Here is a 23666-nt window from a genome sequence, read left to right as displayed (position 1 = left end):
TTCATAGTTTCGTACACACCCCGCTCGGACAGCGGCCGTCGGCGTGGGCGTGAAACTCCGTTTCGAAAACGTCGATGGTCGTCGTCACCGGTCGCGCGGCGTCGCTGCCGAACCCACAGAGGCTGGTCTCGCGCATCGTGCGGCCCAGTTCGCGGAGCATCCCGTCCTTGAACTCGCCGTCGTAGACGTCCCGGAGGAGGTCCACGAGCTGTTTCGACCCCTCTCGACAGGGACCACAGCGCCCGCAGTTCTCCTCGCGGGCGAACTTCGCACGCTCGCCGGCGAGCGCGACCATGCAGGTCGATTCCCCGACCAGTTCGACGACGCCGTTGGTTCCGAGACGCGCGCTGTCGAGACCGGGCGCGCTCGCGGGCACGTCCAGCGAGCGGGTCACGCCGCCGAAAACGCCCCCGACGCAGGCGGCCTTTCGGGATCCTTCGAGTTCGACCGCTGGCAGGGCGTCCGAAAGCGTCGCCCCCGTCGAGAGTTCGACCGTCGCGGGTGCGGAAACGTCGCCGGCGACGGTGAACAGGCGCGTCCCGGGGTCGGCCGGCACGCCACCGGGGTCCGCTCCGGCGAGGACGCGCCCGACCTGTGCCAGCGTCCGCGGCGTGTGTAGCAACGTCGGCCGACCGTTCAGTCCGTACTCGCTCGGCCCGGGTGGCCGACGCCGGGCCTCGATTCGGTGTTTCCCCTCGATGGCTTCGAGCGCCATCGTCGGCTCGCCCGCCTTGTACTCCTCTGGGCCGACGACGACACGGAGCGAGGCGTCGGGGTCGCGCGCTTCGACCAGTGCGTCCGCGGCCGCCTCCACTCGCTCACGGGCGAGGTCCACTCCCTCCGTGAGGTAGACCACGACGTCGGTCGCGTCGAGTGCCGCTGCCGCGGTGAACGCCGGGTCGAGTACCGAGAGCGGCGCGCCTTCGAGCAAGAGTCGGTCACCGGCGGCGTGGTCGTCGGCTTCGTTCGCGTTGACGACGACGATAGGCTCTCCCGCGGCCTCATTCACGGTCGTCCACTCTTCTGCGACCGACGCGTCGGCGCTCTCGTCGCCGCGGCCGCGGCCACGCAAGCCGCTTTCGCGGAGCCGTGACAGTGCGTCAGCCGATTCGATGTCGGTCGGCACAGAGTGCGCTCCGGCGCGGTAGTCCTCGATACTCCCGGGAACTGCCCAGCCGCACGCGCCGAGTACCTGCCGTTCGCCAACGGCGAGTGGGCCGTCTTTCGGAACCGGGAGGGTCGACGTCCCCGGTTCGTGGGCTACGACTGCGGTCGCATCGTCAGTCGGAACCGTTCCGTCGTCGAGCGCTTCGACGACGGTTCGAGCGTGCGCCGGTGAACAGTCGGGAAAGAACGCTGTCTCGCCGTCGAGCGTCGCCGTGACGAGCGGTTCCAACCCCAGGTGTCCGGTCGATCCGACCGCCACCGTCGAGACCGACGCGCCAGCGTCCCGCACCGCTTCGAGTACCGCTCGTCCCTGCGAGAGATTCTCTCTCCCGGTCGAAACGCGCAAGGCGGGGTTCATCTTGATAACTCGCTGTCCGGTCACGGTCTAAACAGTATCGTGCGAGCGTATTCAATGTATGGGGGCGGGGGATCTCGGACCGGAAGCCGGCGGTGAATTCGTCCCTCGCGACGGATGGCATCGATTCCGCTTGGCCGCCTTTCGATTGCTGTTGCATCTGCGTACTCGACCAGTCGCCCACGGGGGTGTCTGACTGGCCGGGTTTCGTGGCCTTCTCGCCGACATCGAGCTGCAGATCTGCTTGCTATGGCGTGGACGATGTTAAGTATCTACGGATACTTCTGGCGCGGCAGAATCAGGACTAAAAAATCAATGTTCTTACCATTCTGGATAGGGAGGACAGTACAATTACGATATCGGGACATTCAAGCCGTGAATAGGGACTTTTCTACCTGTGATAACGATCGTACTTTCGTTATTCTATACGTGTTGCTTTCCTGACTACGACTGGATTCGAGCCGCTCCGCTCGATGCTGTACGGTCGTTGCTTGAGCCGCGCAGCGAGCACTTGCAAGGACTTCCACTAAGAGTACCATCACTCCGACAGCGGCGAAAAGGGGCCAGACACGCCGAATACTCACCGAACGACGACCGAACTAAAACGAGAAATTCGCTTTCTTAATCTCGCCGAGAAATCCGTATAATGACTAATTGAGGCTATATATGGCCAACTATGGCTTAAGCACATGTCTATAAGAGCAAAATAGGCTATTTGTAATTAAGAATCCGTATTGTATTGGTGCCCATCCTTCCCTGTATCACGAGAAACGGGCGAAGACCTCCCACGAGGGGTCACTATCGGGAGCAGTGAGACGGTTGCCGTCAGCGAAGACGCCCTCGCCCGACGTGACTTCTCCGACCACGGCAGCCGGCGTCCCGCAGTCTCTAACTGCCTCGGCGATGGGGGCCCCGCGGCCTGATTCGACGGTGAGCAAGAGTGTGCCCGCGCTCGTCACCGTCCACGGGTCCACTTCGACCGCCTCACATACCGCCTCGACGCCGTCTGCGATTGGGACCGTTTCGGTATCGATGTCGAAGCGTACGTTTGCTCCGCGGGCCATCTCGACGAATCCACCGGCGACGCCGCCCTCCGTCGCGTCGTGCATCGCGGTGACGCCGCCTGCCTCGAAGGCCGCGCGAGCGTCCGCGACGGCCGCGATATCCTCGACGCGTTCTTGTGCCGTCGCGACGGTCTCGGGTGGGAGTCCCAACTGCTCGGGAAATAGCGTCGCGAGCAGGCCCGTACTCTCCGCGGCGGGACCTGTCGTCACGACTATTTCGTCACCGACGCTCGCCCCGTCCGGCCGGACGACCGCGTCGTGGTCGCCGACCCCGAGGACGGTGGCCCCGCCGACCCACGAACTATCGATGCCGGGATAGCGCGCCGTGTGGCCGGAGACGATGCTCACGCCGAGGCGCTCGGCGTGTGCGGCGAGTCCGGTCCACGCCATCGCTAACTTCTCGTCACTCCACGACGGGGGGAGGGTCAGATTTATCGCCAGATGTGTCGGCGCGATGCCCGAAACGGCGACGTCGGTCAGCACGATCTCCAGCGCGAGTCTGCCCGCCCGTTCGAGACCGAGGGCAGGTAGCAGCGAGATGGGGTCGGTCGCGATTACGACCGCCTGCCCGCCCAGATTGAGAACGCCGAAATCGACGCCGTGTCGCGGCCCGATGGCCACGTCGTCCCGTCGAGCGCCCAGCTCGGGGTAGATGATCTCCTCGAAGATGTCGCGGTCGATCTTCCCCAGATTACTCATAGTGTTTTTCCAGTGGGCGCGGCTAAAATGTCCCCGATATCAGAGGACGTGCACGTCGTCGCTGTCGAACCGAAGCGTCACGTCGCCCGCCGGCGGCTCGGTCGCAGCAGTCTTGACGGCGATGGTCTGGTCGTTCCACAGGCAGTGGACTCGGTAGGCGTCGCCGAGGAATTCGGCCGTCCGCACTGTCGCGTCGAGCGTTGTCTCGTCGGTAGTCACAGTATCTATGCCTTCGAGAGAAATCGACTCCGGACGGACCGAGAGGGCAACGGATTCCCCGTCTCGTGCATCGGCCCAGTTCGGCAGCGGCAGGGTCGCGCCGTCGACAGCCAGTTGTGATCCGCCCTCCGTAACCTTGCCGGCGAACACGTTGTTGTCGCCGACGAACTCGGCCACGAACCGGGACGCCGGGTCGCGGTACACCGACTCCGGCGTCGCCACTTGTTCGACGGTGCCGTCCTGTACGACCGCGATCCGGTCGCTGATCGCCAGCGCTTCGGCCTGGTCGTGCGTGACGTACACCGTCGTGATGTCCAGTGCTTGCTGCAGGTTCTTAATCTGCACTCGGAGTTCTTCGCGTAACTGGGCGTCGAGCGCCGAGAGCGGTTCGTCGAGGAGGAGTACGTCCGGTTCCGGAGCGAGCGCTCTGGCGAGCGCGACCCGCTGTTGTTGACCGCCCGAGAGCTGCGTCGGTTCGCGGTCCCCGAACGACGCCAGATCGACCAGGTCGAGCAGTTTCGAGACGCGCTCGTCCTCGTCGCGTCCGTCGTCGACATCGTGAAACTGCAGGCCGTAGGCGACGTTCTCGCGCACGCTCATGTGGGGAAAGAGCGCGTAGTTCTGAAAGACCATGCCGACGTTGCGGTCTTCCGTCGGGTCGTCGGTCACGTCGCGGCCGTCGATGGCGATGCGCCCGGCCGACGGCGTCTCCAGTCCGGCAATCGAGCGCAGCATCGTCGTCTTTCCACAGCCCGAGGGGCCGACCAGCGTGAAGAACTCGCCTTCCTCTATCGACAGCGAGACGCCTTCGAGCGCGGTCACGCCGTCGTATGCGACCGCGAGGTCGTCCACTTCGACGCCAGCGGTTTTCATCGTTCCCACCGTCCGCCGACGCGGTCGATTATTACGAAGCTGACGGTCGTCACCGCCAACAGCACCGTCCCCATCGCCGTCGCCGGACCGAGGTTCGGTCCCAGCGACCGGTTGCCGATGTAGCGTTCGAGCGCGACCGGCATCGTCGCGCTGTCGATCCCCTCCGCCAGCAGGACCGTCGAGTCGAACTCGCCGATACTGATGGCGAAGGCGAAGGCGGCACCGGCGACGAGTGCCGGCGCGACCAGCGGCAACTCGATATCGGTGAGGACGGCGGTCCGGTCGGCCCCGAGCGCTCGCGCGGCCTCGCCGAGGCGGTCGTCGACGCCCGAGAGCGCCGGGGTGACGTTCCGCGAGACGAACGGATACCCCGCGACGGCGTGTGCAGCGACGATCGCGATCGGTCCCGTGACCGTGATACGATGGCCGAAGAGGGTCGTGCCGAAGACGAGCGTTCGGAGCATTCCCAATCCGAGGACGATGCCGCTGACCGCCAGTGGGGCCGTCAACAGCGCCTCGGCGAGCCGTGACCCGCGACTGTCGCGCGTGGCGACGACGGAGACGACGACGCCCATCGGCAACGCCAGCAGCAACGCGCCGCCGCCGAACAGTAGCGAGTTGACGATGGCCGGTAACGGGCGCGTCGTCCCGGTTGCCGTCGAGGACTGCTGGGACAGCAAGAACGCGTAGTAGTCGAGCGTCAGTCGGCCCGACGGCGTCGTCACGCTCTCGACGACGAGACTCGCCAGGGGGCCGACGAAGAGGACCAGCACGATAGCACCGTACGCCAGCAGTCCCAACCGTCTGGGGTCGAGGAGCGACCGCCACCCGGAGACGAGGGGCGTCCGAGTCAGTCCGCGGTTCTCGCCTCGGGGACGGATCTGCATGGCCTCGAAGCGCAGATAGACGTACACGAGCCCGAGCGAGAGCGCGGTCTCGATCGCACCCAGCGTCGCCGCCTCGGTCAACGCGAGGTCCTGGACGCGGGCGTACAGCCAGACCTCGACCGTCGCGAGTTGGAGACCACCGAGCGCGAGCACGAGCGGGAACGACATGAAGGTGAAGACGAACGTGAGCACCGACGCGGTCAACAGCGCCGGCAGAATCTGTGGAAGCGTCACGTCGCGGAACGCCCGGAGGGGTGAGGCCCCGAGCGTCCGCGCCATCTCGACGCGGTTAGCGTCCACTGACTCCCAGGCTGCCGTCACCAGCCGCGTGACGAGCGGGGCATTGTAGAATGCGTGGGCGAGAACGATGAGTTCGAGCGTGAACGTCAACTCGACCGGACCGAGTCCGACGACGCCGAGCAGGTCGTTGAGCAGGCCGCTCCGGCCGAACATCGCCAGAAAGCCGACCGCGACCATAATCGAAGGGAGGACGAACGGGAGGATCGTCACCGAACGGACGAATCGCCGTCCGGGGAACTCGAAGCGAGCGAGCAGGTACGCCCCGGGCAACCCGACGGCGACGCTCGCAAGCGTCGATAAGAGCGCCTGATAGGCGGTGAAGCCGAACAGGCCCAACCGGACCGACGGCATTCCAGCCGCGAACCACTGTACGAGACCGCGTGGGACCGTCGTTGGCGCGGTCACGAGCGAGTGGAACGCGCCCGTGTAAAAGGGGTCGGCGAGCACCGAGACGAGCGGAGCGAGTGTGAGACGACCGCCAGCCGAGACGGCGCTGGCGAGGACGCTGCCGACGGGGTAGTAAAACACCGCGACGAGCGTCAGCAGCGTCGCTGCAACGCCGACCGACAGCACTCGGTCGTCTCGGAGCTGCATCGTCAGTTACTCGCGATCTGGCGCGCCCACTCCTCTATCCACCCGCCGACGTTGCCCGAGAGCTCCTCGTAGCTGAATGTCACGGGTTCGGGCGGTTCGAGTGCGTACTTCCCGAACGTGCCGCCCGGTTCGACGCCCTCGACGGCCGGGAACTGGACGTTTCGCACCGCGATCTCGGCCTGGGCTTCCTCGCTGAGGACGAACGACATGAACTCGCGGGCCAGTTCGGGATTCTTGGCGTCGGCGAACTGCGCCATCCCTTCCGGGTTCGCGTACCCCTGGTCGTTGAGGAAGCCGACCTGGTGTCGGGACATGTCGACGTCGTCGCCGTGGTAGTACACCTGGTCGGTGGAGTAGGAGACGACCATTGGTGCTTCCTCGTTCATGTAGGCCTGGTAGGCGGGCTCCCAGTCAGAGAGAATCTGGACGCCGTTATCGGCCAACTGTTGCCAGTAGTCGAGATAGCCGTCGGGTCCCTTCTGCTTGATGCTCCAGAGCAAGAACGCGCGCCCGGGGTCGGATTGCTGGGCATTCTGGACGATGAGACCGTCCTCGTAGGCCGGTTTCAACAGCGAATCGAACGTCTGCGGTTCGTCGACCGCTCCCTCGTCGTACACGAGGCTGATGTAGCCCGTATCGTAGGGAATCACCCGGCCGTTCGGGTCGAACTGAAGCGACGACTTCACTGAGTCGGCACCCTCGAGCTGCTCGCTCGTCGCCGCGAACAGCTGGTCGTCTAACTGCTGATCGACCCGCACGAGTTCGCCGGTGTTCAATCCGACGAAGAGGTCCGCGTCGATTGGCGCGCTCTGGGATTTCCGCTGGATGTACTGGTTGATGCCGCTGTCCGGCGTCTGGAACTCGACGGTGACGCCAGACCGCTCGGACTCGAACGCCGATTTGAGCCAGTTCCCGGCCGTGTCCTCGCCGGTAAACGAGGAGTACGTGGCGATCGTGAGCGTCCCGCCGCTCGAACTGGCGGTCCCCGTCTTGCCGCCCGAACTAGCCGTCTCTGTTCCGCCGTCTGGATCCGATGAGTCGCCCATACAGCCCGTCAGTGCCGTCAGTCCCGTGACGCCGACGCCGGCGCGTGAGAGGAACGTTCGTCGTTTCATCTGCCGGTGGTTACACCGAGTAATACTTGAACGACTCGTTCTCGATAGTTACTCCCTAAACAGTTGACAATCTGACTGGGGACTGACACGCATTCCATAGGATAGCTATACTGATTAACTATACCGTCTGACTAACTTTTATGTCCGTATGCGGCAACTGACCGGATATGTTGACATACACGGTGTACAGCGAGGCGGGCGGGGTCGGGAAGACTACCCTAGCGGTGAACCTCGCCGTCGCGGACGCTCGCGCGGGTCGGGACGTCCTTGCGATCGATATGGACCCACAAGAGGGGAGCCTCTCGTATCTCCTCGATGTGGGCGACAGACGCACCGACTCCGACGCGGACAGTCTCGTCCGACACCTCGTCGAGCGACCGCGAGGTCCGTTCGAAGACCTTATCGAGACCTCTGAGGGCGTCGACGTCGTCCCGGCGCACAACTCGCTCGAAGTCCTCTCGAAGCACCTGCGCCGCCGCGAGGAAGAGGCCGCCGACTTCGGGGAGAACTGGAACCCGAACGTCCAGTTGCTCCGCGTGCTGAAAGCGGCCGACGTACCCGCCCAGTACGACACTGTCATCGTCGACCCGCCGGCGACGGCCGACGTGAAGCTGTACAACGCGATCCACGCCACGCGGAATCTCGTCATCCCGTTCGAACCGAGCGGGAAGGGCCAACAGTCGGTCACCGGGCTCACCGACCTCGTGGACGGGCTCGAAGAGACGCTGGACATCAACGTCGGCGTCCTTGCTGCGGTGCCCAACCGATATAAGGGGACCAACGACCAGGAGGAGATGCTCGACAGGCTCGAAGCGATGAACTACGACGTGCCGGTCGTCTTCCGCGAACGGACGTCGCTCTTAGAGGGTTGCTGGCGACAGCAGTGTTCGGCGTTCGCCTACATCGAGGAACACCGTAGCCGGGAACGGGACTACGAACTGGAGACGCTCGAACGGTTCGAGACGCTCGCTCGTCGGCTTCGAGAGACGCGCGAACAGGAGGTGACGGCATGAAAGCCGGCTCCGGTGACGACCCGTTCGCGGAGATCGAGGAGCGAGACGAGCCAGCGGGGGTGGCCGACGACGCGACGGAGGCGGCAGCCGAAACGACCGGCCGACAGACCGGCGCACCGGTGGACGATGACGACCGGAACGACGCGACCGCCGGAGCCGATGCCGACGCGGACGACGCAACCACCGAGTCCGCGCCGCCGTCGATACCCTATAAGTTCCGGCGCTCCTCCGTGAAGGAGGGGCGAACACAGCGACCGATATTCGTTCGTCCGCACGTCGAAGAGCGCGAGAGCGACTTCCTCCGCGAACTCGAAGACGACCTCGGTGAAGACGTCTACAAGACCGACGCACTGGAAGCGGCGCTGGTCGTCGCCATGAACAACCCCGACCTCGTCGCCGACGAACTCCGCGAGTGGGGATACGACTGGGACTAACCACGAGAGCGGCCGTCCGAGCCACCGTTACCGCGCTATTCGCCGAGACGCGGACCCGGTTTCCAGGTGTTCCCTTCGAGGACGACGAGGTCGTATCGTTCGAGTACCTGACACGTCTCGACGACCGCCTCGGCGTCGAAATCGGCGGTCATCTCCGGCGGAAGTTGGTCCGCGATGGCGCTTCGCGTTCCGCCGCCCATCCGCTCGACGGTCTCTAAGAGCAGTTGGACGTCGCCCATCAGCGGACCGATAGCGTCTCGCTCCGTAGTACTGGATTTTAGCTTCGAAATCACGTCGTCGTAGGGACCCGTGACTTCCATCGATACCGAGACGCCGTCCGCGTTTTCGCCTTCGTCGTGTGCCATATCGGTAAAATGGATACACATTGGCTTAATAGTTTCTATATATCTCCGATATACGCTCGTTCGCGGGCAATGATAGATTTCACTTGCGCGATTTCATGGATGAATCCTCACATCGGTTTTCCGATATGGCTCACCGACTGTCGGTGACGGCGGCTCCGTGACTCGATGCCGCGCTCAGCCGAACACCGTCGACACAATCCGGTCGCCGGCCGCCGGTCGCCGGCTGTCGAACTGTCTCGCCGCTCCACTGCGTACGCGATCACCGCTGGCCTCATTCGAATAACTTCCGTACCCTTGTTATTCCCCGACGATCGATCCGGCTCGCGTGAACTGACCGTCGCAGCTTCCTGAGGGGCCAGTGCGATACTATGCGTTTGCGAGATGTAAATCGAGCTGCCGAGATACTGTTCGAATTCAGTGGTTTTCCGTCGCTCACGGCCGTATGGACGGATGATCGGCCGAAAACCACCGAAAAACACGGCCGATGCAGTCTCGGTGGTCGGAAAAGCGGTGAATTCGGGACTCTGGGTGGCTGTGGCTGTATTTTCACCTCTCGTAAAAGATCCCGCTGGCGAGACTGTCGGTCCGTGAGAACGAATTCCGGCCGAAGCGTCGGAGAGAGGGAGCACGAGGGGTGAGTTGAGGATACGCGGGAGGATGATTCGTTTGGCTCTCGTTAACGGTCAGACCTGCGTAGCGTTGACTTCGATGACGTTGGCGGCGCCCTGTACGATTTCGGGCAGTTCCTCGTGAAACCGCTCGCCCTTGAACCGGTTGGTCGGCCCGGAGATGCTGATCGCCCCGTGGAGATCGCCCTTCGGATGTTCGATGGGAGCGGCGATACAGCGCAGTCCCTGTAGGATCTCCTCGTCGTCGAAGGCGACGCCGCGTTCGCGGATCTCCGCTAAGTTCTCGAAGAGTTCCTCGCGGGTCGTCACAGTTCGGTCGGTGCGTGCGGGGAGGCCGTGGCGCTCGATGACCTCGTCCACTTCCGCCTCGGACAACTGCGAGAGGATCGCTTTTCCGAGTGCGGTACAGTGGAGGTCCTTCCGATTCCCGGTGTAGGAGGCGGTCTGAATCGCGTTCTCGCCGCTGGCCTTGTGGAGGTAGACGCCGCGGCCGTGTTCTTTGACCATGAACTGCGCGACTTCACCGGTCTCTTCGGCGAGCCGGTCTACCTCCTTGACGGCGATGTCGTGGATATCGACCTGACTCTTGGCGTACTCGCCGATATCGACGAAGCGGAGGCTGATCTCGTAGATGTCGCCGCGCTTGACGACAAACTCGTTGTCAGCGAGCGTCGCCAGATGACCGTGAATCGTCGCCTTCGACCAGTCGAGCTCGTCGGCCAACTCCGAGATGCCGGCACCGTCGAGGTCTCGAAGCGCTTCGAGGATCTCACAGGACGTATCGACCGCCTGTATCCGCCGTCCGGCGCCGTTCGCTGCCGTTGGTTCGGGCATGCTCCGCACTATGGACAGCGGTCACTTAATTGTTTGCGAGAGGTAAACGTCTTTTCAGACCTGCGGCGTATCGACGGTTTCGCCCAGATTGCTGTTCTTGACGGCTTCGCCGGTCTGTCCGTCGAAAACGTGGATCTTCTCTTCTGGGAAGACGACGTTGACCGTCTCGTCCGCCTGGATCCGCCGTTCGCCTTCGATACTCGCGGTGTAGGTCTCCCCGCCGATCTGGAAGTACGCGTAGGTGACCTCGCCCATCGGCTCGACGACCTCGATCGTCGTCTCGATGGCGTTCTGTTCGCTGCTCTCGGTCAGTCGGATGTGCTCCGGGCGGATACCGAGTGTCAGATCGTCGCTGGCGTCCGCGATGGCGTCGCGGGTCATCTCGGTGATGTGGTAGGTAAACTCCTCGTGAGCGAGCGTCTCACCCTCGCGGTGGACCGAGAGGAAGTTCATCGATGGCGACCCGATGAATCCCGCGACGAAGCGGTTCTTGGGTTGGTGATAACAGACCAGTGGCTCGCCGACCTGCTGGAGCTCGCCGTCGTTGAGGACGGCGATGCGGTCGCCCATCGTCATCGCCTCCGTCTGGTCGTGGGTGACGTAGATGGTCGTGATGTCCATGTCGCTCTGGAGTTGCTGGATCTCCGTCCGCATCGTCGTCCGGAGCTTCGCGTCCAGGTTCGACAGCGGCTCGTCCATCAGGAACACCTCGGGCTCGCGGATGATGGCCCGGCCCAGCGCGACGCGCTGCTGTTGTCCGCCCGAGAGGTCCGACGGCTCTTTTTCGAGCAGCTCGCCGATCTCTAGCAGTTCGGCGGTCTCCTCGACGCGCTGGTTGATTTCGTCTTTCGAGAGGTCGGTCGTTATCTTCAGTCCGTACCCGATGTTCTGGCGCACCGTCATGTGTGGGTAGAGCGCGTAGTTTTGGAACACCATCGCCATATCGCGCTCCTTGGGCTTCTTGTAGGTGATGTCCCGGTCGTCGAGCGTTATCTGTCCGGATGACGCGTGTTCGAGGCCGGCGATACAGCGAAGCGTCGTGGATTTCCCACACCCCGAGGGACCGACGAGGACGAGAAAGTCCCCGTCCTCGACGGTGAGGTTCAGGTCGTTGACCGCGACGATCTCGTTGTCTCCGGCGTCGAACACCTTGGTCAGGTCGTTCAGTTGTAGGCGTCCCATTGTGTCACCATGTATCCGTGTCCCATGCTTTACCACGTCGGTTAATAAATCCACCTCTCCCGCAGAGCCGTGAGCGAGCGGTTCGCGCCTCAGACGACGAGGAGCAGTCCGTCCTCGGTCTCGGTCCACTCGTCCGACGCCGGGTCCGCGTCCACTTCGGTCGCCGACTCGCCGTCGACGACGACGGTCTCAGGGGCCGTGTCGCGGACAGTGACGCGAACGGTATCGGCGCTCACCGCGCCGAGCTCGACCGTCACCGTACCGTCGTCGACCGTCACGCCGATGTCGCGGAGTTCGTCGGCGTCCACGTCGTAGAACCGGCCCGACGCCTCGCCGTCGGCGAGCGTCACATCGAGTTCGAGTTCCGCGGGCGTCCCCGCTTGCACGGACTGGGTCGGTTCGCGCTGGGGGACGACGCTTCCGGCCCGGACGAACAGGGGCATCTCATCGAGGGCGACATTCATCTCGACGGTTTGGCCGCCTTCGTACCGCTCGCCGGTCCAGTAGTCGCGCCACTCTCCCTCGGGGAGATACACCGAGCGCGTCCCGCTCTCGGTGAACACCGGGGCGACCAGCAGGTCCTCACCAAGGAGGTACTGAGTGTCCATGCGGTGGACGGTCGGGTCGTCCTGATATTCGAGGACGAGCGGACGGACGACGGGCAGGCCCGTGCGTGCGGCCACCTCGGCGTAGGTGTAGACGTACGGGAGCAGGCGGTAGCGAAGGTTCGCGTACTCCCGGAAGATGTCTACGGCATCGTCGCCGAACTCCCACGGTTCTCGCGGCGTCGTGCCGTGACACCGGGCGTTCGAGGAGAGCAGGCCGAACTGCGCCCAGCGGACGTACAGCGGGTCAGACGGGGTCCCGCGGAAGCCGCCGATGTCGTGGCTCCAGTAGGCGATGCCCGACAGCGAGGCCGACAGACCGCCCCGCAGCGCCGCGCTCATCCCGTTCCAGCTGGTCTGTGGGTCCCCACCCCAGTGCATCGGAAACTGCTGGCTGCCGGTCCACGCCGAGCGACCCCAGACGACTGCCTCATCGTCGCCGTTGACCTCGCCGACTGTCTCGTAGACGGCCTCGTTGTAGAGGTACGGGTAGAGGTTGTGCATCGACTTCCCGCTCTGTCCGTTGGCGAAGACGGCGTCCTCGGGGACGTACTCGCCGTAGTCCGTCTTGAAGACGGCGACGCCCTGTTCGAGCAGTCGGCGATGTTTGTCCTTCCACCACTCGACGGCGTCGGGATCAGTGAAGTCCACCAGCGCGCCTCGGTAGTCGCCCTGACAGGTGTGGTCCATCACGTACGGTTTCCCGGTGCCATCGGTGACGAAGTAGCCGTTTTCGGCCCCCTCGGCGAAGGCGTCAGTGCCGACGGGAACGTGAGGGTGTTCCCACAGCGAGAGGCGGAAGTCGTCCTCGCGCAACTCCGCTATCATCTCCTCGGGGCCGGGGAACTGCTCGGTGTCCCACTCCATATCACAGGAGGAGCGGTCGCGCATCCAGAACGGGTCCAGATGGAGCACGTCGCTCGGCAGTTCCTCCTCGCGCAGGCGTTCGGCGACCTCCTCCAGTTCCGCGCGGGACTCGTAGCCCAGCCGGGACATCCACGTGCCGAAACTCCACTTCGGCGGCCGGTCGGGGCGGCCCGTGACCGCGGTGTAGCGTTCGAGGATGTCGGGAAAGTCCGGCCCGTAGAAAAAGAGGAAGGCGAACGAATCGTCCGCTGTGGACATCGTCCCCGACGCCGTGGACTGTTTGCCGAAGTCGTAGTGGACGCGGTTCGTCGTATCGAGTAGGAGGCCGTAGCCCTGCGTCGAGAGGTGGAACGGGATGTTCTTGTAGGCCCGCTCGGTTTCGGTACCGAGCGGTTCCTCGTGCCAGAGGTCCAGTTCCCGGCCGCGGCGGTCGAACTCCACGAACTGCTCGCCCGCGCCGTAGATCTTTTCGTCGGGGGAGAGGCGGAACGACGTGCCCGTCTCGGTGATCTTTCGGGGATTGTGGTTGATCTCCTCCTGTGTGAACCCCAACGATTCGACCCGCTGCCGGCCGAACACGTCGGGGTCGGCCCGCTGTTCTTCGAACACCGTCTCGCCGGTGTCGGCGTCGGTCACCGCGAACGACCACTCGCTCAGTCCAACCTCGACGGCCAGCGCGCCGGTCTCGACGGTGAGCGTGCCGTCGTCCTCGCTCGCGTCGAGGTCGATTTCGGACGCGACAGCGTCGGTGTCCAGTTTCGGATACTCGCTCTCGACGGCGACTTCGGGGTTGGCCTGCAGTTCGAAGCGGAAGGTCCGCTCGTCGTAGAACGTCAGCGTCACGGGCACTGTCCGGGGCGTGACCGTCTCCGGCGCGTCGATCGCACAGTCGAATTGGACCGTGTCGTCCTCGACTGCGTACTCCTCGACGGCGGCGACGGTAATGCGTTCGCTCGTCATCCTACCTTCCACCGGGGCGCTCTCGCTAATAAATCTACTCCGTCCCGCCGGAGTTATGTCCTTACTGAGCGAAGCGAGAGCTATGACTCGGTCGGACATCGACCACCTCATCGAGCAGCTAGACCTGCGGGCGAAGGTCGCACAGTTAGGGACCGTGCGAATCGGCGACTTGCTGGAGGACGGGGCGTTCTCGCGCGAGCGCGCTCGGGAAGTGATTCCCCACGGCGTCGGCCGCGTCACGCGCGTCGGTCGCGAGAGCGGCCTCCGACCTGCCGAACTCGCGCGGGCGGTGGCCGACCTCCAGACCTACCTCCACTGGGAAGCTCCTCGCGGACTCCCCGCGTTCGTGCGTGAGGAGGGGCTCTGTGGCTACGCCGGGCGCGAGGGCGCGACTGTCCCCCAGCCGATCAACGTGGCCAGCAGTTGGGACACCAAACTGGCGAGCGAACTGGCCCGCGGTGTCGCCGAGCAGTTACGCGCCGTCGGCTGTACGCTCACGCTCTCACCGGTTGCCGACCTCGGTGTCGATCCGCGTTGGGGTCGCATCGAGGAGACGTTCGGCGAGGACCCCGCGCTGGCGAGTCGCATGACCGAGGCCGTCGTCTCGGGACTGGACGACGGCGGCGTGGACGCGACGCTCAAGCACTTCGTCGGGCACGGTCGCCCCGCGGGCGGCCGCAACCGCGCCGCCCCAACCGCCTCGCTCCGAGCGATGCGCGACGCTGATCTTCGCCCCTTCCGCGCGGGCGTCGAGTCGGGTGCGCCGTCGGTGATGGCCGCCTACAACGCCGTCGACGGTGTCCCCTGCCACGCGAACGAGCGTCTCCTCACCGACCTCCTCCGCGAGGAATGGGGATTCGACGGGACCGTCGTCTCAGATGGACGCGGCATCGAGATGCTGGCCGACGACTACGGCGTCGTCCCTGACCGGCAGGCCGCGGGCATCGCGGCGCTCTCGGCGGGAATCGACGTTGAACTCCCCGAGACGGAGTGCTTCGGCGACCGACTCGTGGCGGCCGTCGAAGCGGGCGAAGTCGACGAGTCGCTGGTCGACCGCGCTGTCCGCCGACACCTCCGCCAGAAGGAGCGAGCGGGGCTGTTCGAGGACGCAAACCCGGACCCTGCCGCCGCTTCTGTCGTGTTCGGTACCGACGAGATTTGGTCGCTGGCCGAGCGCGCCGCCCGCCGGTCGCTGGTCCTGCTTCACAACGACGGAACGTTGCCCCTGTTGCCCGAGCAATCGGTCGCCGTCGTCGGTCCCAGCGCCGCCGACGGACGGAACCTGCTGGGGAACTACTCCTACGCGGGCGCAGAGAACGAAACCGGCGGCATCGACGTGGTGACGCCGCTGTCGGCGCTCCGGGAGCGTGTTAATTCAGTCATGCACACGCGAGGCTGTGGGATTCGCGCTGGCCCTGACGACAACATCGACGCCGCGGTTGTGGCCGCCGGCGAAGCCGACGTGGCCGTCGCCGTCGTCGGAGGCCAGTCCGGTATCGACGTAGAACGGGACTCGTCGGGTACCGCCGGGGAAGCGCTGGACCGCGCGAGTCTCGAACTTCCAGGGCGACAGCCCGAACTCGTTCGCCGGGTCGCGGCCACCGGGACGCCGGTGGTCGTCGTCCTCGCCGGCGGGCGGCCGTTCGCCGTCCCCGAGGTGGCCGACCACGCTGCTGCCACCGTCGAAGCGTGGCTCCCCGGACAGGCCGGCGGAAACGCCATCGCCGACGTGTTACTCGGGACCGACCCCGGGGGCCGTCTCCCCGTCTCGCTCCCGCGCTCGGTCGGCCAACTACCGATTCACTACCGGCGGGACGCGGTATCGGGCGGCGAGTACGTCTTTACCGAAGGGTCGCCGCTGTTCCCGTTCGGCCACGGCGAGAGCTACGCCGACTTCGAGTACGACGACGTAGCCGTCGAGGCCGACGAAATCACTGGCGGCGGCGAGACGACGCTCTCGCTCGCGGTCGAGAACGTCGCTGACCGACCCGGTAGCGAAGTCGTCCAACTCTACGCGAGCGACCCGCTGTCGAGTGTCGTCAGGCCCGAACGCGAACTTGTCGGGTTCCAGCGCCTCGATATGGCGGCTAGCGAGCGAGTGACGGTCGAGTTCTCGCTGCCCGCGGCGGCGCTCGCGTGTTACGACGCCGACGGGGAACCCGCTGTCGAACCTGGTCGCTTCGACCTCTCTGTCGGCCGTTCGTCGGCGGACGTTCGGGGAACTGCCAGTCTCACCGTGACCGATATCGGTCGCCCGGACCGCCGGCCGCTCGCCGACGCGACCGTGCGCGAGTGACCACCACAATCTTTAACGTCGGCTTGCGCGACAAGGCAGACGATGACGCAAGACGACCAACCGGACTATCGTATTCCGCAGGGCGGCGGTGTGCCGTGGCGGGACATGGGCATGGCGGAGACTCACCGACCGGCCGAACGAGACGTAGAGATAACCGGCATCGAGACGATGGCTATCGCGGGTAACTTCACGTGGGGCATCGTCAAAGTCGAAACTGACGCGGGCGTCTACGGGCTCGGCGAGACGTTCCGCGCCGAAGCGGCGCTGGACATGGCAGGCCGGATGGACGTGGACTTAGAGGGCGAGAACCCGCTCGATACGAATCGCATCCGCGAGCTGCTCGAACAGCGCTACACTGGCACCGGCCGCATCGGGCAGGCGGCCTTCACCGCCATCGAGACGGCTTGTTTCGACATCAAGGGAAAACTGTTCGACGTGCCCGTCTACGAACTGCTGGGCGGGAAATACCGCGACGAGATCAAGATCTACTGCGACACCCACGGCGGCGAGTCGCTGGGCGAGGCCAGCCAGCACGACCCGCAGGACGTGTACACGCCGGAGTCCTACGCCCGCGCGGCCCGCGAAGTCGTCGACGAGGGGTTCGAGGCGCTGAAGTTTGACCTCGACGTGCCGACTCACGCCGAGTACGACGAGGCCAACCGCCGGATGGACAACGAGGCGTTAGAACACAAGGTCAGTCTCGTCGAAGCGGTCCGCGACGAGATCGGCTACGACGTGGATCTCGGGATGGATCTCCACTGGAACTTCACCACCGAGACGGCAATCCGCCTCGGGAAGAAACTCGAACGCTTCGACCTCGCGTGGCTGGAAGACCCGGTCCCGCCGGAGAAGACCGAGTCCCAGAAACGGGTCACCGAGGCGCTGGACATGCCGGTGCTGACCGGCGAGAACCTTGTGACGACGAGCCAGTTCAACGATGCCGCCCGCGAGGGGATGATGGACATCGCCGCGCCCGACGTGAACAAGTGCGGCGGCCTCGGCGAGTACGTCGATATCGCCACCGTCTGTGACCTCTACGGCGTCCCCATCGCCTCGCACAACATCTCCTCGCCCCTCGGCACCGTCGCCGGCGCGCACGTCTCGGCGGCCATCCCGAACTTCCTCTGTATGGAGTGGCACTCCCGCGACGTGCCGTGGTGGAACGACATGGTCGACCGGGTCGAGGGCTCCGGCCCAATCCTCGAAGACGGCTACATCGACCTTCCTGAAGGCCCGGGCTTGGGCGTCGAACTGGACCGCGACCTCTGTGAAGAGTACCTCGTGGACGGCTACGACCTGATTATTTAACCCCGGGGCCTCCACTGTTCTGCTATGTCACGACACACCGTCGTCGTCACCGACCACGACTTCGCCGACCTCTCCATCGAACGCGAGGGACTCGCCGATATCGCCGACGTCGTCGAACTCACCGGCGATGTGGGCGAAGACGCCGCCGACGCCCACGAGACGCTTGCCGACGCGGACGCGGTCATCAACCTCCGCTACGAGCTGGACGAAGCCGCCATCGACGCCTTGACCGACTGCCGGGTCATCTCCCGGTACGGCATCGGCGTCGACAACATCGCTGTTGACGCGGCCAGCGACCGCGGGATTCCGGTCACGAACGTTCCCGACTACTGCCTGGAGGAGGTCTCGGTCCACGCGCTGACGCTGTACCTCGCGCTCGCCCGCGGCCTCACGTCCTACGACGCCGACGTGGCCGACGGCGGCTGGGACCGGAGCGTCGCTGCACCCATCCACCGCCTCTCGACCAGAACGGTCGGCGTCGTCGGCTACGGCGCGATCGGCCGCGCCGTCGGCGAACGCGCTGCAGCACTCGGTGCCGATGTCGTCGCCAGTGACCCCTTCCTCTCCGAGGAAGACGTGGCCGCCGACCCCGCTGACCTCGTCGAGTTCGAAGCGGTGCTGGAGCGAGCCGACTTCGTCACTGTCCACTCCCCGCTGACGCCCGACACGCGCGAACTGTTCGACGCTGACGCCTTCGCCCGCATGCGCGAGGACGCCTACTTCGTCAACGTCGCGCGCGGTCCCATCGTCGACACTGACGCCCTCCATGCGGCCCTCGAAGCCGGTGAGATTGCCGGCGCTGGTCTCGACGTGTTCCCCGAGGAACCGCCTGCCGAGGACGACCCGCTCCGGGACCACCCGAAAGTTGTGACGACGCCCCACGTCGCGTGGTACAGCGAGGAGGCTAACGACCAGCGCCGCCGCACCGTCACCGACATCGTCCGCTCCGTGCTGTTGGGTGAGGAGCCGTACAACGTCGTGAACGACTAGGAACGGCTGGCGCGCTGTTTTACTGTTTCTCGCGGCCAGAACGACGGTGAGGCACTCCTCTGAACAGCCAACTGGTGGTTCTGGATTTATCAACTGTCAGCACTGACTCACTCAAATCAGTGCACCAGAAACAGAAACGGAAGAAGAACGGAGAACCGCTAGCTCAGGCCTTACCGGTGGCGGTCAGTCCCTCGACGACCTTCCGCTGGAAGAACAGCATGAACAGGATGAGCGGAATCACGGACATGAACACCGCTGCTGAGATCGTCCCCCACGGGTACTGGAACTCGCCCTGATAAAGGGCGATACCGACCGTGATGGTCCGCATCGAGTCCTCAGTCATGAACGTCAGCGCGAAGAGGAACTCGTTCCACGCGTAGATGAAGACGATGATGGCGGCCGTCGCCATCGCGGGCGCGGAGACGGGCAAGATGATGCGGAAGAGGACGCCGACCCGCGAGAGGCCGTCCATCAGGCCCGCTTCCTCCAGTGAGTCGGGGAGTTCCTTAAAGTACGCCTGGAAGATCCAGACTGCGAACGGCAACTGGAAGGCGGCGTAGGGGATGATGAGGCCGAGATAGCTGTTCAGCAGGCCCCACGAGCGGGCCAGCGAGAACAGCGGGATGAGTCGCGCGATGAAGGGTAACATCGCCGTCCCCAGGATGAGCAACAGGACGGGGAGCTTGAATCGGAAGCGAAGCCGCGAAAGCGCGTAGCCGGCCAGCGATCCGAGTAACACGTCTAGGATGGCCGTACCGCTGGCGACGACGAAGCTGTTGAACAGGTACCGCAGGAACGGGGCCTGTTCGAGGGCTGCGCGGTAGTTCGCAAGCGTCGGGTCCTGCGGGACGTACTGCACCGGGAACTGGACGACGTTGCCCGGCTGTTTCAGCGACGTGATGAGCATCCAGAGGATGGGGAACACGGAGACCAGCGCGATGATGAAGATGCTCCCGTAGAAGCCGACCTTCTTGCCGACCCACTGGAACGTTTCGAGTTCGAAGCCGCGGTCGCGGTCACTGGTGGCCATCTCAGCGCACCTCCGGTTCGTACAGCGTGCCAACGTAGAGCATGGCGATCGCGAGCGCGATGAGCGTGATCACCGTCGCGGCGGCCGACCCCTCGCCGAAGGAGAGGCGGTTGAACGTCAACTGGTGGTCGAACAGGACGAGCGTCGTCGTCGCGCTCGCGGGGCCGCCCCCGGTCAGGCCGTAGGGCAGGCCGAACGCCTGAAACGCCGGGAGCGTCCGGAAGATGAGCGCGACGAGTAACGTGGGTTTCAGCAGTGGCAGGGTAACGTCCTTAAACTGCCGGAGCCGGGAAGCCCCGTCCATCCGGGCCGCCTCGTAGAGGTGGTCTGGAATCGACTGGAGACCGGCCAGCAGGATGAGCGCCATGAACGAGCTGGTCTTCCAGATGGTGATGAACAGCATCGCGCCCAGCGCCGCGTCCGGCCTCGCCAGGAACGGGAACGGAGTGGCGATGATGCCGGCACGGACCAACAGGTCGTTGACGACGCCGTACTGGCCGTTAAACATCCACGCCCAGATGCGGGCGTTGATGACCGTCGGGATGGCCCACGGGAACAGGATAGCAGCCTGCGCGAAGTACTTCCCTCTGAACTCGCGGTTGAGCAAGAGTGCGAGGCCCAGCCCCAATACGAGCTCGACGGGGACGCTGACGACGGTGTAGATGAGCGACACCCGCAGCGCGTTCCAGAAACCGTCGCCGTTCAGGAACTGATCCAGCAGCGGACCGCTCCCGTACAGGCTCCGATAGTTCTCTAGACCGACGAACTCGCGTGGCTCGATCTCCAGGACGTACCCGGTGTGGAGGCTCGCCATCACGGTGTCGAAGATGGGGTAAAACGACACCGCGAGCAGGAACGACACGACCGGGGTCAGCAAGATGACCGCCAGTTCCTCCTCGGTGAATCTGAGGTCGCGGTACCGCTCGAATCTGTTTTGCCGCCCGGCTGCCGGGTCTTGCGCGGCTGCGCCGGACGCACTTTCGGCTGTGTCTGCCATTCGTATACATGGCACTCTCGGCATCGATTATTAAACCTGTGGGACCCGCGCTCGATGGTCGGCGCGGACGCCGTACTTTTATGTAGGTGCCCCACACCCGTTTTCGTACATGGACGTCATCGGTTCGAGCAGCAATGCCCAGAGCCTCGTCGCTCGCTGTCGTCGACGGGTCGCCGCAGCGGATCGCGGTTGGAAGGCAACCGCGCTCGGCGTCGCCATCGTCACCGCTACCACGCTGGTCCCCTGATGCGGTCGGGCGTCCGACTGCTACCGGGACTCGCGGTGTTGGGAGCGATCGCTATCGTCGCTCGCGTGATTGGCGGTGCGACCCCGCTGAGCCCGCTCGTCGTGGCTATCGGGAGCGGGGCGGCCGTCGCGGCGACCGTCGGTGCGCCCGAGTGGGCCGAACCCGGACTCGACCGGCACAAGCTCCTCTTAGAGACCGGGATCGTCCTGCTAGGTGCGCAACTCACCCTCGGCCAACTGGCGAGTACGGGGCCGCTCGTCGTCGGACTCGCGGCGGGCGTCGTCGTCGTCGGCGTGGTGTTCACCGAAGTCGTCGGCCGCCGGGTGGGCATCGAGCGTCGAACCCGTTCGCTGTTGGCGGCGGGCGCGAGCGTTTGTGGCGTCTCGGCGGTGTTGGCCGTCGCGGGGAGCATCGACAGCGACGAGGCCGACATCAGCTACGCCGCGGGGACGGTGCTGCTGTTCGACGCCGTCACGCTCGTCGTCTTTCCGATTCTCGGGTCGATGCTCGGCCTGCCAGACCGTGCCTTCGGTATCTGGGCGGGGCTGAGCCTGTTCTCGACTGGTCCCACGGCTGCCGTCGGCTTCGCCGTCTCCGAGACTGCGGGACAGTGGGCGACCGTGACGAAACTGGTCCGGAATACGTTCATCGGTTTTCTCGCCGTCGCGTACGCGCTCCGCTACGCGGGCGGCGGCGAGCAAGCCGATGCCACCGAGATATGGTACCGCTTCCCCAAGTTCCTCGTCGGGTTCCTCGTCGTCGCCGCCATCGTCAACGTCGGCTTCGTCGGTAGCGGGACACAAGCAGTCGTCGCGACCGTCAGCGACTGGTTGTTCACGCTCGCGTTCGTCGGCCTCGGCTTCGAGTTGAACCCGCGACGGCTCCGCGCGACTGGTCTCCGACCCATCGCCGTCGTGCTCGCGCACTTCCTGACGGTGAGTCTGCTCGCACTGGTCGCGGTGACGCTCCTGCTGTAGGGTGTGCCATGAGAAAACATTATATGGTGGCGTGCACCTCATCGGAGTGTATGCCCGATAGGTATCTACAGGTAGTCGAACCAACGGACAACGTCGCAACGGCGCTTCGCGAACTCGAAGCCGGTGAGGCCGTCACGGTCGGCGTCGGCGACGAGGAACGCACCGTCGAAATCACCGAAGACGTTATCTTCGGTCACAAGATCGCCATCGAGGACATCGCGTCCGGCGAGACGATCACGAAGTACGGGAAAAGCATCGGCAACGCCACCGAAGACATCCCCGCGGGGACGTGGGTTCACGTCCACAACGTCGAGTCGAACTACGGTCGCGGCGACCTCGCCGACGACAACCAGGCCAAAGTCATCAGTGAGTAACACCAATGAGTGAATTCCTCGGATACGAACGCGACGACGGTAGCGTCGGCATTCGCAATCATACGGTCATCGTCTCGACCGCCCCCTACGCCAACGACACGGTGAAACGGGCGGCGGACATCGTCGAAGACGCGATTCCGATCACGCATCCGCTCGGACGGTGTCAGACCAAACCCGACGTCTTCCAGACCTACCGCACCCTCCTCGGATACGCGACTCACCCCAACACGTACGGCACAGTCGTCGTTGCCCACGCCGGCGAAATCGTCGACGGTGACGAACTCGCAGAGGACATCGCCGAAACCGGACGACCCAGCGCTTCCATCAACATCCACGAGGAGAAGGGTGTGATGAACGCGTTGAAGGCCACTGTCAACGCCGCTCAGGAGATGGCACAGGACGCAAGCGCTCAGCGCCGCGTCCCGGCCGACATGTCGAAGCTTACCTTCGGCATCAACTGCGCGACTTCGGACACCACGAGCGGGCTCTGTCAACACAAAGCCACCGCAGGTGCGGTCTGGCGGCTCATCGACGACTACGGCGGCCGTGGTTGCTTCGCCGAGACGCCGGAGTTCTTCGGCGGCGAGAACGAACTCTCCGAGCGCGCGGTCAACGACGAAGTCAAGCAGGAAATCCTCGAACGAGTCGAACACTGGGACGAGCGCCTGCAGGCGACCGGCTACGACGTGCGTGGCGCACAGCCAACGCCGGACAACATGGACGGCGGACTCACCACCATCGAGGAGAAATCGCTCGGAGCCTTGGTCAAGTCCGGCGACGGCCCGATTCAGGACATCATCGACTACGGTGCGAAGATTCCGAGCGATTCGGGGATGTACATCATGGACACGCCCGGTCACGGCGCAGAATCGGTGACTGGCATCGGTGCGGGCGGCGCGCACTTCATGGTCATCTCCACCGGTCAGGGCCATACGCTCTCGAACGCGGTGATGCCCACCATCAAAGTAACTGGGAACCCCGGTAGCGCCGAGCGCGTCCCCGAGGAGACCGACGTCGATGTGAGTGAAGCCCTCGTCGGTGACGAGTCCTTCGACTGGGCGACCGACCAACTCTGGGACGAGATCGAGGAGGTCGTCAATGGAAAAGTCACGCTGAGCGAGGCACTGGGCGAGAGTCAGTTCGCCATCCACCGCATCGGCCCCTCGACATAATGGTCCAGGAGGTCGACCGCCAGCGGGCAGTCTCCATCGCCGCCGAGGCATTCCGCGCACACGGTATCAGCGACGCCGACGCCGCGCAAACCGCAGAAGTGCTGGTGAGCGCC

20 protein-coding genes are annotated in these 23666 nt (G+C 64.7%); 9 read left to right on the top strand and 11 right to left on the bottom strand.

The window, feature by feature from the left end; genetic code table 11:
- Window position 1: 1 nt before the first annotated feature.
- From E4S61_RS21265 to E4S61_RS21245, 5 genes are all read right to left on the bottom strand, one after another.
- Complete coding sequence (locus E4S61_RS21265; protein WP_135305937.1) at window positions 2-1525, bottom strand: NADH-ubiquinone oxidoreductase-F iron-sulfur binding region domain-containing protein; 1524 nt, start codon at window positions 1523-1525, stop codon at window positions 2-4.
- Between the two features lie 758 nt (window positions 1526-2283).
- Window positions 2284-3285: an AIR synthase-related protein gene (locus E4S61_RS21260; protein WP_135305936.1), complete on the bottom strand. Its 1002-nt coding sequence runs from the start codon at window positions 3283-3285 to the stop codon at window positions 2284-2286.
- Window positions 3286-3324: 39 nt separating this feature from the next.
- Window positions 3325-4377 (bottom strand): ABC transporter ATP-binding protein, encoded by a 1053-nt coding sequence (locus E4S61_RS21255; protein ID WP_135305935.1) that lies wholly within the window; start codon window positions 4375-4377, stop codon window positions 3325-3327.
- The gene (locus E4S61_RS21250; RefSeq protein WP_135305934.1) at window positions 4374-6158 is read right to left on the bottom strand and encodes an ABC transporter permease; all 1785 of its coding nucleotides are present in this window, start codon (window positions 6156-6158) and stop codon (window positions 4374-4376) included. The genes E4S61_RS21255 and E4S61_RS21250 overlap by 4 nt, the downstream gene beginning before the upstream one ends.
- Before the next feature lie 2 nt (window positions 6159-6160).
- A complete protein-coding gene (locus E4S61_RS21245) occupies window positions 6161-7273 on the bottom strand; it encodes a thiamine ABC transporter substrate-binding protein (RefSeq protein WP_135305933.1) in 1113 nt (370 codons plus the stop codon).
- Between the two features lie 167 nt (window positions 7274-7440).
- Between E4S61_RS21245 and E4S61_RS21240 the strand changes: the two genes are divergently transcribed.
- Window positions 7441-8286 (top strand): ParA family protein, encoded by an 846-nt coding sequence (locus E4S61_RS21240; protein WP_135305932.1) that lies wholly within the window; start codon window positions 7441-7443, stop codon window positions 8284-8286.
- The gene (locus E4S61_RS21235; RefSeq protein WP_135305931.1) at window positions 8283-8720 is read left to right on the top strand and encodes a hypothetical protein; all 438 of its coding nucleotides are present in this window, start codon (window positions 8283-8285) and stop codon (window positions 8718-8720) included. Before E4S61_RS21240 ends, E4S61_RS21235 begins: the two co-directional genes overlap by 4 nt.
- Before the next feature lie 35 nt (window positions 8721-8755).
- Here the strand turns inward: E4S61_RS21235 and E4S61_RS21230 are convergent, their stop codons facing one another.
- From E4S61_RS21230 to yicI, 4 genes are all read right to left on the bottom strand, one after another.
- Complete coding sequence (locus E4S61_RS21230; protein WP_135305930.1) at window positions 8756-9085, bottom strand: hypothetical protein; 330 nt, start codon at window positions 9083-9085, stop codon at window positions 8756-8758.
- A gap of 683 nt (window positions 9086-9768) precedes the next feature.
- Entirely contained in the window at window positions 9769-10548 is a 780-nt protein-coding gene (locus E4S61_RS21225) for an IclR family transcriptional regulator (RefSeq protein WP_135305929.1), read from the bottom strand.
- A gap of 54 nt (window positions 10549-10602) precedes the next feature.
- A complete protein-coding gene (locus tag E4S61_RS21220) occupies window positions 10603-11730 on the bottom strand; it encodes an ABC transporter ATP-binding protein (protein WP_135305928.1) in 1128 nt (375 codons plus the stop codon).
- Window positions 11731-11819: 89 nt separating this feature from the next.
- A complete protein-coding gene (gene yicI / locus E4S61_RS21215; protein ID WP_135305927.1) occupies window positions 11820-14162 on the bottom strand; it encodes an alpha-xylosidase in 2343 nt (780 codons plus the stop codon).
- An 82-nt stretch (window positions 14163-14244) separates the two neighbouring features.
- Here yicI and E4S61_RS21210 point away from each other — a divergent pair, with 82 nt between their 5' ends.
- From E4S61_RS21210 to E4S61_RS21200, 3 genes are read left to right on the top strand one after another with little or no spacing between them, the layout of a single operon-like run.
- Window positions 14245-16458: a glycoside hydrolase family 3 N-terminal domain-containing protein gene (locus tag E4S61_RS21210; RefSeq protein WP_167768609.1), complete on the top strand. Its 2214-nt coding sequence runs from the start codon at window positions 14245-14247 to the stop codon at window positions 16456-16458.
- A gap of 42 nt (window positions 16459-16500) precedes the next feature.
- Entirely contained in the window at window positions 16501-17766 is a 1266-nt protein-coding gene (locus E4S61_RS21205) for a mandelate racemase/muconate lactonizing enzyme family protein (RefSeq protein ID WP_135305925.1), read from the top strand.
- 24 nt (window positions 17767-17790) lie between these two features.
- Window positions 17791-18756 carry a C-terminal binding protein gene (locus E4S61_RS21200; RefSeq protein ID WP_135305924.1) on the top strand — a complete coding sequence of 322 codons (966 nt, stop codon included), beginning with the start codon at window positions 17791-17793 and terminating at the stop codon, window positions 18754-18756.
- Between the two features lie 163 nt (window positions 18757-18919).
- On the opposite strand, the gene E4S61_RS21195 is transcribed toward E4S61_RS21200, so the two are convergent.
- On the bottom strand, window positions 18920-19786 hold the full coding sequence (locus tag E4S61_RS21195) for a carbohydrate ABC transporter permease (RefSeq protein ID WP_135305923.1): 867 nt from the start codon (window positions 19784-19786) through the stop codon (window positions 18920-18922).
- A gap of 1 nt (window position 19787) precedes the next feature.
- Entirely contained in the window at window positions 19788-20783 is a 996-nt protein-coding gene (locus tag E4S61_RS21190; protein ID WP_167768608.1) for a carbohydrate ABC transporter permease, read from the bottom strand.
- 109 nt (window positions 20784-20892) lie between these two features.
- Here E4S61_RS21190 and E4S61_RS25700 point away from each other — a divergent pair, with 109 nt between their 5' ends.
- From E4S61_RS25700 to E4S61_RS21175, 4 genes are read left to right on the top strand one after another with little or no spacing between them, the layout of a single operon-like run.
- Window positions 20893-21030: a hypothetical protein gene (locus E4S61_RS25700; RefSeq protein WP_167768607.1), complete on the top strand. Its 138-nt coding sequence runs from the start codon at window positions 20893-20895 to the stop codon at window positions 21028-21030.
- Entirely contained in the window at window positions 21030-22007 is a 978-nt protein-coding gene (locus E4S61_RS21185) for a YeiH family protein (protein ID WP_135305921.1), read from the top strand. The genes E4S61_RS25700 and E4S61_RS21185 overlap by 1 nt, the downstream gene beginning before the upstream one ends.
- A 50-nt stretch (window positions 22008-22057) precedes the next feature.
- Window positions 22058-22381, top strand: a complete 324-nt coding sequence (locus tag E4S61_RS21180) for a UxaA family hydrolase (protein ID WP_135305920.1) — start codon at window positions 22058-22060, stop codon at window positions 22379-22381.
- 5 nt (window positions 22382-22386) lie between these two features.
- Window positions 22387-23553: a UxaA family hydrolase gene (locus tag E4S61_RS21175; protein WP_135305919.1), complete on the top strand. Its 1167-nt coding sequence runs from the start codon at window positions 22387-22389 to the stop codon at window positions 23551-23553.
- Window positions 23554-23666: the final 113 nt, after the last annotated feature.

This window comes from Haloarcula amylovorans, from assembly GCF_004681185.1.
Taxonomy (GTDB): Archaea; Halobacteriota; Halobacteria; order Halobacteriales; family Haloarculaceae; genus Haloarcula; species Haloarcula amylovorans.
This window is presented reverse-complemented; position numbering and strand designations above follow the sequence as displayed.